This is a genomic window from Catenulispora subtropica, assembly GCF_039531675.1.
GTDB classification, from domain to species: domain Bacteria; phylum Actinomycetota; class Actinomycetes; order Streptomycetales; family Catenulisporaceae; genus Catenulispora; species Catenulispora subtropica.
Window position 1 is genome coordinate 26,293 of record NZ_BAAAQM010000009.1, and the last position, 12,843, is coordinate 39,135.

General features: G+C 66.8%; 18 protein-coding genes. 8 read left to right on the plus strand and 10 right to left on the minus strand.

Annotated features, from left to right (window positions below; genetic code table 11):
• Nucleotides 1-135 precede the first annotated feature (135 nt).
• The 6 genes from ABD466_RS10265 to ABD466_RS10290 form a co-directional block, all read right to left on the minus strand.
• Nucleotides 136-576 (minus strand): hypothetical protein, encoded by a 441-nt coding sequence (locus tag ABD466_RS10265; protein ID WP_344656732.1) that lies wholly within the window; start codon nt 574-576, stop codon nt 136-138.
• Complete coding sequence (locus tag ABD466_RS10270) at nt 573-1,136, minus strand: sigma-70 family RNA polymerase sigma factor (RefSeq protein WP_344656733.1); 564 nt, start codon at nt 1,134-1,136, stop codon at nt 573-575. The genes ABD466_RS10265 and ABD466_RS10270 overlap by 4 nt, the downstream gene beginning before the upstream one ends.
• Nucleotides 1,137-1,144: 8 nt before the next feature.
• Nucleotides 1,145-1,375 (minus strand): hypothetical protein, encoded by a 231-nt coding sequence (locus tag ABD466_RS10275; RefSeq protein ID WP_344656734.1) that lies wholly within the window; start codon nt 1,373-1,375, stop codon nt 1,145-1,147.
• A 164-nt stretch (nt 1,376-1,539) separates the two neighbouring features.
• On the minus strand, nt 1,540-2,313 hold the full coding sequence (locus tag ABD466_RS10280; protein ID WP_344656735.1) for a hypothetical protein: 774 nt from the start codon (nt 2,311-2,313) through the stop codon (nt 1,540-1,542).
• A gap of 978 nt (nt 2,314-3,291) precedes the next feature.
• On the minus strand, nt 3,292-4,272 hold the full coding sequence (locus ABD466_RS10285; protein WP_344656736.1) for a DUF4238 domain-containing protein: 981 nt from the start codon (nt 4,270-4,272) through the stop codon (nt 3,292-3,294).
• A 118-nt stretch (nt 4,273-4,390) separates the two neighbouring features.
• On the minus strand, nt 4,391-4,606 hold the full coding sequence (locus ABD466_RS10290) for a hypothetical protein (RefSeq protein ID WP_344656737.1): 216 nt from the start codon (nt 4,604-4,606) through the stop codon (nt 4,391-4,393).
• Nucleotides 4,607-5,143: 537 nt separating this feature from the next.
• Between ABD466_RS10290 and ABD466_RS10295 the strand changes: the two genes are divergently transcribed.
• A complete protein-coding gene (locus ABD466_RS10295; RefSeq protein ID WP_344656738.1) occupies nt 5,144-5,689 on the plus strand; it encodes a hypothetical protein in 546 nt (181 codons plus the stop codon).
• Nucleotides 5,690-5,705: 16 nt separating this feature from the next.
• Here ABD466_RS10295 and ABD466_RS10300 read toward each other — a convergent pair whose 3' ends face one another.
• On the minus strand, nt 5,706-5,930 hold the full coding sequence (locus ABD466_RS10300) for a helix-turn-helix domain-containing protein (RefSeq protein WP_344656739.1): 225 nt from the start codon (nt 5,928-5,930) through the stop codon (nt 5,706-5,708).
• A gap of 468 nt (nt 5,931-6,398) precedes the next feature.
• Here ABD466_RS10300 and ABD466_RS10305 point away from each other — a divergent pair, with 468 nt between their 5' ends.
• Both ABD466_RS10305 and ABD466_RS10310 read left to right on the plus strand, forming a co-directional pair.
• Nucleotides 6,399-6,728 carry a hypothetical protein gene (locus ABD466_RS10305; protein ID WP_344656740.1) on the plus strand — a complete coding sequence of 110 codons (330 nt, stop codon included), beginning with the start codon at nt 6,399-6,401 and terminating at the stop codon, nt 6,726-6,728.
• Between the two features lie 103 nt (nt 6,729-6,831).
• Nucleotides 6,832-7,347, plus strand: coding sequence for a hypothetical protein (locus tag ABD466_RS10310; protein WP_344656741.1), 516 nt, complete (start codon nt 6,832-6,834; stop codon nt 7,345-7,347).
• Nucleotides 7,348-7,615: 268 nt separating this feature from the next.
• On the opposite strand, the gene ABD466_RS10315 is transcribed toward ABD466_RS10310, so the two are convergent.
• A complete protein-coding gene (locus tag ABD466_RS10315) occupies nt 7,616-8,485 on the minus strand; it encodes a nucleoside triphosphate pyrophosphohydrolase family protein (RefSeq protein ID WP_344656742.1) in 870 nt (289 codons plus the stop codon).
• Between the two features lie 136 nt (nt 8,486-8,621).
• Between ABD466_RS10315 and ABD466_RS10320 the strand changes: the two genes are divergently transcribed.
• From ABD466_RS10320 to ABD466_RS10335, 4 genes are all read left to right on the plus strand, one after another.
• Complete coding sequence (locus tag ABD466_RS10320) at nt 8,622-8,882, plus strand: hypothetical protein (RefSeq protein ID WP_344656743.1); 261 nt, start codon at nt 8,622-8,624, stop codon at nt 8,880-8,882.
• Entirely contained in the window at nt 8,882-9,292 is a 411-nt protein-coding gene (locus ABD466_RS10325; RefSeq protein WP_344656744.1) for a helix-turn-helix domain-containing protein, read from the plus strand. The genes ABD466_RS10320 and ABD466_RS10325 overlap by 1 nt, the downstream gene beginning before the upstream one ends.
• 38 nt (nt 9,293-9,330) lie before the next feature.
• Nucleotides 9,331-10,173: an ImmA/IrrE family metallo-endopeptidase gene (locus ABD466_RS10330; RefSeq protein WP_344656745.1), complete on the plus strand. Its 843-nt coding sequence runs from the start codon at nt 9,331-9,333 to the stop codon at nt 10,171-10,173.
• Between the two features lie 69 nt (nt 10,174-10,242).
• On the plus strand, nt 10,243-11,073 hold the full coding sequence (locus ABD466_RS10335) for a thymidylate synthase family protein (protein ID WP_344656746.1): 831 nt from the start codon (nt 10,243-10,245) through the stop codon (nt 11,071-11,073).
• Between the two features lie 10 nt (nt 11,074-11,083).
• Here ABD466_RS10335 and ABD466_RS10340 read toward each other — a convergent pair whose 3' ends face one another.
• Complete coding sequence (locus tag ABD466_RS10340) at nt 11,084-11,326, minus strand: hypothetical protein (RefSeq protein WP_344656747.1); 243 nt, start codon at nt 11,324-11,326, stop codon at nt 11,084-11,086.
• A gap of 85 nt (nt 11,327-11,411) precedes the next feature.
• Nucleotides 11,412-12,353 carry a nucleotide kinase domain-containing protein gene (locus ABD466_RS10345; RefSeq protein WP_344656748.1) on the minus strand — a complete coding sequence of 314 codons (942 nt, stop codon included), beginning with the start codon at nt 12,351-12,353 and terminating at the stop codon, nt 11,412-11,414.
• A 168-nt stretch (nt 12,354-12,521) separates the two neighbouring features.
• Here ABD466_RS10345 and ABD466_RS10350 point away from each other — a divergent pair, with 168 nt between their 5' ends.
• The gene (locus ABD466_RS10350; RefSeq protein WP_344656749.1) at nt 12,522-12,827 is read left to right on the plus strand and encodes a hypothetical protein; all 306 of its coding nucleotides are present in this window, start codon (nt 12,522-12,524) and stop codon (nt 12,825-12,827) included.
• Nucleotides 12,828-12,843: the final 16 nt, after the last annotated feature.

The following is a 12,843-nucleotide window of genomic DNA, read 5'->3' on the forward strand; positions in this document are numbered from 1 at the left end:
GAGGCCCAGCCTAACCACAGCTCTCTGATCAGGGACCAGATTCGCCAAGTCTGCCTACCCGCTCGCCATGTCCCGGGATCCCCCCGCCTCGCGTCGGCCGACACCCGGTCGACGGGTGCCGGCCGACGGCGCGCCTCACGACGACACGTCTTTCCTGTCGGTCCGGTGCTGAGTCGAACGCTCGAGGACATGCCTGGTGACATCGACAATGCTGTACAGCGCTAGCTGCACGCCGGTGACGACCTCGACGATGTCCGTCCCATGAATCGCCGCCACGATGATGAAGGCGGTCATCACCACCGCAATGGAGCTTATCCGGAGGAAGAACGTGGTGTTGGTCGTCGGGGACGGGTCCGGGTCGGCAGCGTGGCTGTGGTGGATGAAGGTCCCTGCCTGGCGCTTCTTCGCCGCCTGCACGAGGTTGGCAATCCGCTTCTCGTTGGTCGGGTCGAGCTCGGCGCGCCGGGCCTGGGCTTCGATGAGTGCCTGGTGGACGGGTGCCATCCGCTGGGCCAGGGCTGCGACCTGCGCTTCCGCATCGGCTTCGGCGGGGCGTGCGGATCGGAACGACTTCACGCGGTCCTCCCTTCGGTAGCCCCCTGCTGCGGACGTTTTGCCGTTTCGGTGCGCGCCTCAGGTCGTGCGGCCGTCAGCGCCACATTCGCCTTCTTGATCAGTTTGGCAACGTTGGTTTGGGAGCATCCCAGCTCTCTAGCGACCTCGGCCTGGGTTGCCTGCTCGAATACCAACAGGTATCCGACGTGTCGGAGCTGAGGCGGCAGGGTACGCAGCAGCGCGATCACGTCCAGATACTCGGCCGTCTGTTCCAAGGAAAGCCCTGCCTCGGCGCACCAGGCCATGTCGTCGGCCAACTCCGCGATGGTGTCGCCGGCCAGATCGGTGTGGGTCTGCCGCCCGCCCCGCTTCAGCGCGAACTTCTTACGGAGCTCGTCGTTGATGACGTTCATCGCGGTCGCCCGCAGCCAGCTGGGCGGATCCGTGATCGACCGGATGCGGGGGACCGCCCGGATCAGCACCTCCTGCCTGACGTCTTCGGCCTGGTGATAGCCGACCTGCAGACGGGCGAACATGAGCAGACCCGGCTCGTAGAGCCGGATCCACTCCTCCGTCGTCAACTCGGATGTCACTCAGAGGCCTGCGGCATCCGTACCGACCAGGTCCAGCCGTCCGGGCTGGTCTCCGTCCACTCCCCGCCCGGCGGCAACGCCCGGATCACCGCGACGGTCCGCTCCGTGCGCGCTCGCTCCTGTCGAAGCTTCCCGCGCGACGTGAGCGCGGCCGACCCAAGGCCGGCGACGCCGCGCACCGCGGAACCGACGCCGATCACCAGCTCTGCCTCGCTACCGTCGATCATCTGCGCTTACCTCTCTTCTCCGCTGCGGAAGGCCCGCACCGGATGGTGGTGACTGTGTCACCGATAGAGACGCAGGAAGGGTTCTGTGATTCAACCCTCGAGGTCACGACGTCGTGGGCCAGCAGCTGGACGACCGGCCGCGGTCGGTACCCACGGCGCCCAAACTACTTGACGCGGCGGTTGCCGTACTGGGCCTCGGCGCACTTCAGCAGTCCCAGGCACGCGGAGGCCAGCGCCTGTAGCGGCGCGTCGCTGACCTCAAACTCGACGACATGCCCGCCCCGGGGGTCCGGGACGATACTCCTCGGGACCGAGCCGGCCATGGTCGACCACGCCTTGCCGTGGGCGAATCCGGATCCCAGCCGCCAGGAGGCGGCGACCCGCGCCGGGTTCATGCCGGCGATCCCCGCCGCCTGCTTGATGGTGTCGATGATCACCTGGGGCCTGTTGAGCTGGGCGAAACCAAGCGACGCGGCCAGAGCTTGGATCTCGGCCTGCCGCTGGCGCCCGGTCTTCGCCTTGCCTGTGGCGACGTGCCCCATGTCGTCCTCGTACAGGGCCCGGTTGCGAAGATCGTCGTTCCACAGGGTCAGGGCACGAAGCTGACGCTCCGGCCTGGTGCCGTGCAGCAGGTACACAGCGGTGGCGAAGTCCTCCAGCGCTCCCCGCATCAGGGTCCACGGACTGGCGGTGTCCAGGACATTCAGCTCCGCCACGAGCCGACGTACGGTGTCGACGTGCGTGAGGCCGATGGAGATCGAGCCGGTGACCAGGCGCGTGACGTTCCAGGACCCCAGCGGTGCGTCATCGGCGGCCAAGCTGCTGCCCGGCTGCACCGGCGGCAGCATCAGCATGTGGTCCGCTGACCGGTAGGGGTCCACGGCCGCGAACAGCGGGTACAGGTAGCTGACGTCGTTGGTGCCCGAGACGGTAGTCATGGTGCTGCCACACTACGGCGAACTCGTCCGCTCCGGCTGCCTGTTTTCCAGCGGGCTCCGGACTCGAAGATCGTGTCCTCGACAGTCAGAGTCGCCTTCGCCGCGGTGTCGCCGGCCCTGACAACGTTCGCCGTGTCCCGCATGGCCTGGTGGCCAGGTCGAGCAGGTACTTGAACAGAGCGGTGGTGATCTCTACGTCCGCCATCGCCGGGATAAGGCTGCGACACCGCGCCTTCGGATATGTCCCAGGTGAGCGCGGTTAATGCCCGCCTGGAGGCCAGGTCCCTTAGTGTCTTTACAGCGTGAAGTATGTGCGTGCGCTGTTTTTCATATATGCTGGGGCGCGGCACATCCGCCTTCGAATGCAACGCCATGAAGGGGGGTGAAGGAGATGGCACCTGCCCCCGGAGATCGAAACGATCCGAAGGGCTTGATCCAGCTGCTGCGGCTGCTGATCGAGCTGGTGTTGGTCCTGCTCGGCCGGTAGCTGGTCTGCCCTGATAGGCGACCAGCTACCGGCACTTGCGGCGAGGCCCCGCTCAGCGTTTCGCGACTCAGGGCGGGGTTTCGTTGTTTTCTACGATACACGACTATCCGGTGTCACGTCTCATAGATTCTCAGAGATAGCCGTAGTCTGTCACAGCAGTTCCAGAGATACGAGGCGGCTCAGATCCCACCGCATCCAATTCTGATACTCGATTCCCGTACGTGTCTCGCCAGATTCCTTCACCTGAGATCCCATGAGGATTTCGGAAGCCACGACGAATCCTGACTCGTTCCATACTTGGCCAGACGGATTCCCCCGTTGGCAACGGGATCGGGCGGCGCTTCGTCCCGCTTACCTGGTCGACCGTGACCGCGCAGCTTGCTGGCGACAACCGGGAGCACGACGTTCTCTATGAGCGGAACCGCCGCGGTGACGAGCCGGACAGGTGGGTCTACCGGCGGGCGGCCGGAACGCCGGGTCCGTAGCCGTCGCTATATGACCGGATCGGCCTCGGCGTCGTCTTCGTCGTCGAGCGGCAGGTCCGGTAGTCCGGCGCGGCTGCGCATCGGCGGCGGCAGGCTCAGGCCTGTCAGCGGGTCGTCGTCGGGGTGGTGGAACACCGCAGCGTAGGCGTTGCTCGCGATGGCCTGGTTGAACACCCGGGCCATCGCCGCGGTCGGGGCGATCTGTACGTCGGCTTCGCCCTCGGGCACGCCGGCGGCGACCTCGGACAACAGCAGTGCGGTGCGGCGGTCCAGCGGCACCAGCACGGTCGGGGCAAGGGCATAGCCCGCGCCGACGACTGCGCCGTCATCGAGGAGCACGACCGGACAGTCGCCGGTGATCAGAGCCTTGCGCCGGAACCGGATCAGGGTCCAGGGCCGCGCCCGCATCATCAGTGTGCTGTCACGGTGCTGGCGGATTATCTGCTGGAGGTGGTCGGCCGGGTCGATCGTCGGCCCGGGTTGCGGCTTGCCAGCGGTGAGGTCGTCCCACCAGAACTCGACGTCCTCCTCGGTCGGCGACACGCCGTCAATCTCCTGCAGGACAGTCCGCAGCCGGTCTTTGCCGCCTCCGGCGACCTCGGTTCGCAAAGCGAGGTCCGTCAGGAAGTCCGAAAGCTCCTGGAAGGTGCGCCGGACCGCCGCGGTGCGCAGGTACTGCAGCGCGATCCAGGACGCGACGGCCTCCCGGTCGGCCGTCGGCAGGGGCCAGGTGCCGGACAGGATACGACGGAGGGAAGTGGCCGCGGCCCTTTCTAGTTCGGACATGGCGTCCTCGAAGGCGTCCGACCGCGTCCCGTCCGGGAGTGTGACCGTGTAGAAGTGGCTGATCACCGTTGCATCAGTGATGCTGATCGGCTGGGGGTTGCCGCCGGCCAGCCGGATCTGCATGACGCGCTTCGTGCCGTTGGCGAAGCCGGACAGGTAGAACTTGCTGACAATGTGCTGCCTGCGCTTGATCTTCGCCATCTCCGCCACGCCACGACTTCGTGTCCATTGCGCGCTTCGACCGGCGCGCTGCTATGGATGCTACGGCCCCGCGCCTTCCGACGACCAGCGCAGCCGGACCGGTCATCAGGGTGATCATTTACGGTATTGACCAGGGCTCGGCCGGCGTGCCGTCGGGGTTGAGGCCGTAACGGCGCAGCAGCTCAGCACCCGCTCCATCACCGGCCCGCTCCCGCAGCTTGGCCAGGTGGACTAGCGCGTTGTAGCTTTCGATGACGATGCCCTTGCTCCCGGCGTCGGTGGCCTGCCGGTACACGGCCTCGGCACCGTCCAGGTCCCCGGCCTGCACCCGCACCCCGGCGAGCGAGAACAGCGCGTGGGTGTCCCCGGCGTGGACGGTGCACAGTGCCAGGGCCTGTGCGCCGTCTCGGTCCCCGGCCTTCTCCCGTAGCTCGGCGAGCCGAACCAGCGCGCCGGTGTCCCCGGCGGCGGCGGCCTGCAGTGCCAGGGCCTGTGCGCCGTTTCGGTCCCCGGCCTCCTCTCGCAGCTCGGCGGTCTTCCATTTCTATTCTGCGGTCAACAGCTGCGTGAGGAATTTGTACGAGCAGCCGGCCGCCTCCGGCGTCGTCCCGTGGATGACCTGGGAAACCCGTCGTCCGGACCCGCGGCCGGCACGGCCAGCCACTACCCTCACGACGATGAAGCCCCATCAGATTCGAGCCGAGCACGTTGCTTTCCTTGGTGGCATGCCATCAAGGAGAGCAACGAACCGCAAAATCAGGAGGCCTTACAACACGTCGGGCTTCGTCAGCCATCCAATGGGTGATTCTGCCTGCTAGAAGCGGCCTGGTCGTCTTTGCCGGCACCCTCGGATGAGGTACGGTCCGGAGCCGTGACCAATCCCAACGTGCGTTGTCAGGCCTATGAGCTGGGCGAGCTGTTCTGGGAGCATGACCGGCTGGCGCTGCAGTCCCTGAATGAGGCCCAACGCAAAGCGCAATGTACGGCTCGAGAACGACTGCACCGACACGCCCGTCGGGTCCAGGACCTGCTGGAGGCCGGAGAACTGCCCGCAGGCGACCCCCGACAGCAAGCGGCTGCGGCCGGCATGGTGGATCTGACCCTGCAGCTCTGGGAGCACGCCCGCGACGAGGACAACAACCGCGCGGGCGACACCGTGCGACATGTCAGACTGCCGATCCCGGCGCCTGCCACGATTTGGCGCGAGTCACCTGCATCTCCCACCGAGCCGACCCTGCCCGAGCAGCATGACGCCGCGATGGTGTGTCGGCGCTGCGGGATGGCGCTGGAACGCACCCAGTTGGCGGGGGCCTTGGGACGGCCCAGTTCACAAGGCTGGCGTCACGTAGACGGCCGGAAAAGCCATCTGCCAGAGCCGGTCTTCGCTCGGTCGTCCTCGTTCCCGACACATCGCTGACCGCTCGGTCGTAACCTTAGGGGTTGCGGCCCGGCCACAAGTCAACGTCCAAGGCGTGCTCCAGGTTCGCGATCGTCAACAGGTCGCACCAGACCTCGCCGGCCAGGACGTTATCGATCGTCGGCCGGGCCACACCGGAACGCCGGGACAACTCGGCGATGGTCCAGCCCTTAGCCTCGATCGCGGCAGCCAGCCGCGCGGCAAGAGCCTGCGCGACATGGGCGCCGTAGTGATCAGCCAACTGTCCGTGGGGCCAGGTGCCGGAAAGCAGGAACGCGCGAGGGTTGCGCGATCGACTGACTCCACGGGGCACGTTGCACAGTCTCACCCATCCGGCTCTCCGAAGTGGCGCAGGGGCACACCTTTCTGTAGATGCTATTCCATTGGCATCTCGATTCTGCCGCTACGCACTGGAGGTCGTTGATGGACGACACCGTCGAACCCCGCGGACCCGCCCAGGTGAACGGGGGCGACCCGCCCCTGGTACCGTCGGCTGTGGCCGGGCCCTGCTCAGGGCGTCGCACCGGAGGACTGATCTCCGGGCGGCTGACAGTACAGTGCGACCGGTCAAGGCGTCTGGTCCGTTCGGCATGGCATCCGCCCGCCCCAGGGCAAACGGCCGAGGCGGGCTCGTCGACACCGACGCGTCGCTAATCGATCGCGCTCGGTAACCGGGACTCTGGGCACTTCACGACTATGATCACCAGCCGTGGGTCACCACCTGGATCCCGAATCCGCTGCCGCGGCGACCGAGGAGTTCGTACTCGCCTACTTCCCGGACGACATGCTGCTCGGCGGATCCGGTTCTGGCACCTGGGACCTGTACCGGGCCGGCGTGTGGAGCCCAGAAGCCAAACGCACTGGTGTCTTCTCCTTCGTCGGCGGAATCGACACTGGCACGGACCAGCTGCGTGACTGGCTCCAAGACGGCCTAGCTCTCGGCGGGACGGTCACGATACGGCGCAGCCTGTACTGGGTCACCGCTGATTCGGAGCGGCGAGTGTTCCCGGCGCACCACGTGGGTCTGGTCCGCGGTTAGATGCTGCCCCACGCCGTCGCCGGGCTCTGATCTACGGGACCGCAGGGCAGTCGGGCCCCGCGAGACAACCTCCGCGGGGCACTTGCAAAGGAAAGGAACTGACATGTCCAAGACCGGGCCGGTCACCGATCACCAACTCGGTGTCGCTCGCTACTACACCAAGAAGTGCGGCCGGCCCGCCGACCGCGCCTCCGTGCTCGCCCTGGCTCGGATGGTGCCACCAGAGTTCACCGGCGATCGGCCGCAGGACAGGGCATGGAAGATCGAGGTGTTCAAAGGCCGTACTCCCACCCGCAAGGCCGTGCGGAACCGCCTGTTCTTCATGGAGAGCCACCGGCGACGCCAACAAGCACATGCCAAAGCCGCCGCCCTGGCTGCCCATCTCGACTACGACCTCCTCGGTCCACAGATCGCGGAATGGATCAGCTGCTACCTTGAGGAACACGGGACCGGGCCTTGTTGGAGCGAGGTCGGCAGACAGTGGGGCTGGGACCGGATTCACACCCACGCCATCCTCAAAGCCACGCACAGCGCAGGATGGGTCACGTCGACTGAGCAACCCCGATCGCTTCGCCCCAGCCACCCCAGCATGAGCCAGAACCGCTGCTCGCGGCGCTGATGGCGACGGCCGCCTATACCGCGGTGCTGCGCCGGTCGGTTTCGTCGGTCGCGGCGAGGAGCCGCTTCGATGCTCCGACTCCGCTGGTCAGAGGGGCAGTCGCGAGTCCGAGCACGTAGGGACCCCAGATGGTCTGGACGCGTTATCGTTTTTGGCCTGGCGACGCCAGTGTCTGGTCCACATGCTGCCGGTCTCCAGTCTCAGAGAATATGGGAGCCGACCCCGGCCGAGCCAGCCCCCTTGACGCCGGGCCTCGCGGCGAATGGGCTCAGGCACGTACCCGCAGGGAGCGATTGTTCATATCAAGATCGAGGACCCCGCCACCAGCGGCGCGCACAGCGCGCCAGGCGGCGAAGCCTTCGAGAATTGCCTTCTCCCAGTCGGCGGCTCGGTGGGCGCTGACCTCCAGTAGCGCGACCATGACCTTGATTGCTTGCAGGAGCTCGTGGTCGACGTGCTCGACGCCTTCCAGGTAGTCGTGCTCGACGGCGTAGGAGAACACCAGCGCCGAGATGCCCTCCTCGATGGCGATGGCCCGGCCGCCGTCCTCGGCCTCGTCGACGGTCGGTACGCTCCGGCGCTTCCGGCCCAGAAGCATGCGGGTGACCGGCGACCAGCCCAGAACGGCGGCGTAGGCCAGGTGGAAAACGTCGTGCAGCGCGTACCCGTCCTGGATGTGGGCGGCATCGGTGAGGCTGTCGCCGATCGCTTGTCCGTCGAAGTACGTGTGGGCCTCCATACGCCCGCCCTCGTTGGTCTCCAAGCTAATCGTCACCACGCCGGTGCGCGGCAACTGCTCCCCGGGAGGGTATTCCTGGTCCAGGAACGGCTGGCCAGCCGCGCTCGGCTTCCACCGGTCGGCGATCTTGCCGAGGTTCGCTGCGGCGATATCCTCCAGGTCCAGGTCGAAGTGGTCGGCGACTGCGGCGATATACCACAGCACGTCGCCGAGCTCCTCCCGAATCTTGGCCTTCGCGCCGCGGTAGGCCGGCCCGTCACGCAGCAGCTTCTTGTAGGCGGTGGCGACGCCGCCGACTTCTCCGGCCAGCCCCAACAGCGCGACGATGAGCGCGTCGTGGCCGTCGTGTGTCGGCTGGGCGGTCTTCAGGGCCGCCTGCTGGTAGGAACGCAGGTCCATGGGGTACTCCCTGTCGGGATCTAGAACAACGGTGTGTCCTTTTCCAACACCGTGCGCTACTATAGGACACACAACCGACGGCCTGTCGGGAAATCCGGCAAGAAAGAGAGAGGCGGCAGCGGTGGGCGAGGGTGGTGTGAGCGTCGAGGAGGCCGAGGACGTCGTGATCGAGCTGCTGGCGGCTAGGCACGGCGTGGAGGCGGTGGCGCTGCGCGAGGACCTGCAGGGCCGGGGCCAAGACATGCCGGTCGACTCGGTCGTCATGGTCTTGGTGCTGACCGCTGTCGAGGCGCGTTTCGGCATCCGGCTGTCTGCGGACGAGGACACCGCGCGCTCGCTGGGCTCGGTGCGGGATTTCTCGCGCACCATCGCCGAGGCCTCGAGGAAGGAAGGCTGATGATGGAACCAGATCGGCAGCAGAGCGCTGATTCCGCCGAGCAGGGCGAGTCCCGGCAGCTGGGCGAGCGGCTGAAGAAGGTGCGCGAGTACCTGAACTACACCCAGCAGTTCGTCTCGGAGCGCACCGGTATCCCGCGCTCGGCGGTTAGCGACATCGAACGCGGCGAACGGAAGGTGGACAGCTTGGAGCTGAAGAAACTGGCCCGGCTGTACAGCTATCCGGTTGCGTTCTTCCTGGATGCTGACGAGGACGCTGCTGTCGGGGATCACGCGATCAAGGCAGTCGCACGCGCACTCAACCCGTTGGACGAGACTGAGCGCGAGCAGGTCATCCAGTTCGCAGAGTTTCTGCGCCAACGCAAGGCTGGGCAGCTCGAGGCTGAGGCTGAGTCGCCGGAGCAGCGGTGAATTGGAACGCGGCACACGGGCCCGCGATGATCGCGGCAGTGCAGGCACACGCGGACTTCCTCGGGGAGCCCGGGGGCTACGTGGACCCGATCCGGGCCTTGGACGCTGCGGGGGTGCTCGTACAGGGCATGGAGTTGGGTGGTCGGCAGAGTAAGACGTTCGGCATCTACTTCGGTCCGGAGGACTCCGGCCCGGCGGTGCTGCTGAACACGCGGTTCGACGAGACCGCGGTGCGCCACACGGCCGCCCACGAGCTTGGGCACCACGTGTTCGGACACGGTACGCAGGCCGACGACCACATCGACTCGCTGGAGGAACTCGGGCGCCGGTCGTGGCCGATGCACGAGATGGCCGCCGAGGCGTTCGCCGCCTGGTTTCTGATGCATCCGGACTGCGTCGCGACCGCGATGGCCGGGTTGGGGATTGCCAAGGTGGCCTCGCCGGAGCAGGTGTATCAGCTGTCGCTGTGGCTGGGTACTTCTTTCCGGGGGACCGTGCGTCACCTGGCAAACCTGCGCCGACTGTCCCAGCGCCAGGCGCAGGCTTGGATTGCGGCCAGCCCTGCCCGGCTGCGCCGCACCCTGGACGCCGACTCGGTGTCGCCGCGCCACTGGCAGCTGGGCCTGGCCGCCTCCGGGCACCGGCTGCACGTGCGCCCCGGCGACCTACTGACGGTCGACCTGGCCGGGGAAGACGTGGAGCATACGGTGCTGCCGGACGGAATCCAGGCTCTGCCGGCCGACGGCACGCTGACCCCGACGCTGCGGCTGCAGGTGAACCGCCTGCTGCAGGAGCCGTCCACCCTCACCGCCAGCGATGACTGGCACGTTGCGCTGGTGCCGTGCCCTGAGCGCCGCGGGCACCTCAACCCCACGTTGTGAACCGCGGCGGCGCCCGGCGCCGCCGCACCCAGAAGGAACAGCCAACCCGGGAGATCCAGGAGGACCCCGATGCTCGCGCGACCCGTCCACGAAACCGATGTCTCCAACGCCTGGCTGCAGGCCCTCACCGCGCTGCACAACAACGCGCAGCGCTCGGCCCTGCACACGGTCGTCACCATCGACGACCCCACCGCCGAGGACCCCCAGGTGCGTGCCGAGGCCGATCGGCTCTTGGCCCAGTTCGACATGGCGCCGATCAACACCGTCGCCAACACCATCTTCCCGGCCAGTCTGGCCGCCCTGTCCGACAGCCACGAAGACCTGGTAAACCGCTACCACGAGATCTATCCGCTGCTGCGCTCCCGCTGGCACCAGAACAGCCAGGGGACGTACTTCGGCCGACTCATCGCCTTCGGCGCCTCCGGCACCGACCCGGGATATGACCAGCTGGGCGCCATCATCCGCAAGCTGGCCGCCGAGCACGCGCGGGGCAACGGTAAGACGGCCCTGTACGAGGCGGCCTTTGGCAACACCGGCGGCTTCGACGATACCGAGGACGCTGTCGAAGGCGACCGTCTGCCGCCGCCTGTCGCAGCTGCTGCGACGATCTACTCAGCGGAACACGACAAGCTGCCGGTCGGTGGGTTCCCGTGCTTGAGTCACTGCTCGTTCCAGCTCGACCGCGAAGGTCGGGTCCACGCTCTGGCCCAGTACCGTAGCCAGTACCTGGTTGAGCGTGGCTACGGCAACTATCTGGGGCTGGGCCGGCTGCTGGACTACGTGTGCCGGCAGACCGGCCTGGCCCGGGGCCGTCTGACCGTCACTGCGGGATACGCTCAGATAGAGGTAAACATCACCAAGGTCAGGGCCCTGCTATCGCACCCAAAGTCGCTGTTCTGATACCCAGGGGCTATACCGCGGCGCCCAGCGTGGTCAGCACCCGCGGATCGTCCAGGACCGTCAGGCACTCGTCGGCGAAGTCCACGAACCGGGCCAGCGTCGCCGCCCACCGCGGGTCCTCCGGTGCGGCGCCCTCGCCCACCTCGACGTTCAGGTCCCTGTTGATCCGCACCGACAACCGCTCCAGCGCCTCCACCAGCACCACGACAGCCTGCCTTTCGGCACCGTCAGCGCCGGCGACCGTTTCCATCATGCGCAACTCCTTACATCACCATGGCGGATGCGACCACCATGGCGCTAGAAATTTTGTTCGACAAGATGGGATAGTGCCGACGCTGTCAGGCGGCTGATCCGGCGACGGTGTCGTTGATCTGCCACTTTGGCGGGAACCAGGCGTCCAGCGGTGTCTGGTCGCGCCGGTAGGACTGCTTGATCCGGCTGCGGCCGCTGATGCCGTCGATCTCTGGGTGGGCGACCCGGGCGTACTTGTCGACCTCACAGAACAGGTTCTGGCAGTCGATCAGCTGCAGGCGCCGGCCCCGTAGCCCGTGGAACTCCAGGCCCAGTCGGGCGAAGTGCTCCTCCTGGGTGTCGGCCATGTAGCGGATCACGTCGGCCTCGATCCCGTCGGCTTGCGCGCCGAAGCACTTGCGGATGCCGTCGCGGGCTCCGGGCCCGGGCACTACGAAGTCCATCTCGTCGAAGTTCAGCTCGGCGGAGTAGTTCAGGTCGATCAGGAATTGGTACCCGAGGAAGTCCCCCACGGCCGGGAAGGAACGCAGCAGCGTGAATGCTTCGGCCATGGACTGGCACGCCCGGAGCCGCTCTGGCGCCCGGCTGGCCATCATTCGCTCGATTAGCCGCAGATGGTTGCTGTGCTTGCGCTCCTCGCCCATGGCCGGCGGGGGCACTACGTAGGCCGGGGAGTACAGCCGCTCCCCGGCGTCGAACGCGCCGGTGAGTACTTTGTCGTAGCTGTGGAAGTCGTATCCTGTCCAGCTCGGCGTCCCTAGGTGCTCGGCCAGCAGCTCCCATGTAGAGATGCGGTTGAACGATTTGAACAGCACTGTTCGGAAGAACACTTCGGGCCAGGCTTGGCTGCCAGCGTAGACCACGTTCCGGATGAGGTACTGGCTGACCCGGTCGGCGGCCCGGTAGCAGTTGGTGAACCGGTAGTTCAGCAGGATCGGGTCCTCGGTCCACGGCCCGGGCTGCCCAGCCAGTCGGGCCTCGTAAATCGCCTGCCGTGCCGCAGCGAACCGCCAATACGTGTCGAACACTGCGCTGGGCGTCAACGTCCGGCCGGCGACGCGGATCCCGCGCCGCCGTGTAGCCGTAACGCCCCGACTGCGGCTCTGCCCGCCAGAACGGTCTGCCGTAGGTCTCGTCGCAGTGGCCATGGTTGAAGTATACATCTAGTATATATTCGATAGATACATTTCGGGTCGATGGGATTGGTAAGAATGGCGCTGCTGTGGCGGTCCCACGCGCGCAAGCGGCTCGTCCATTGGCCCGAATCGGTCGACGAACGCCTGGAGATCCTGGTGCGGCAGGTTATCGCTGAGGGCGGGGACACCAGCGCCGCGCAGGTCCTCGGCGCTCTTGTCGCGCTGTGTCCCACCGATCCAGAGAAGGTCACGCAGCTGGTCAAGGAGTACCGGCAACTGCACGAGGAGGAGTTCCGGACTCAGATAGACCCGGTAGGGCTGCCCGAGTTGCGGCGCCGGGGCCCGCGACGCAAGCCCCGAGATTAGAAACTTGCCGGCCCTG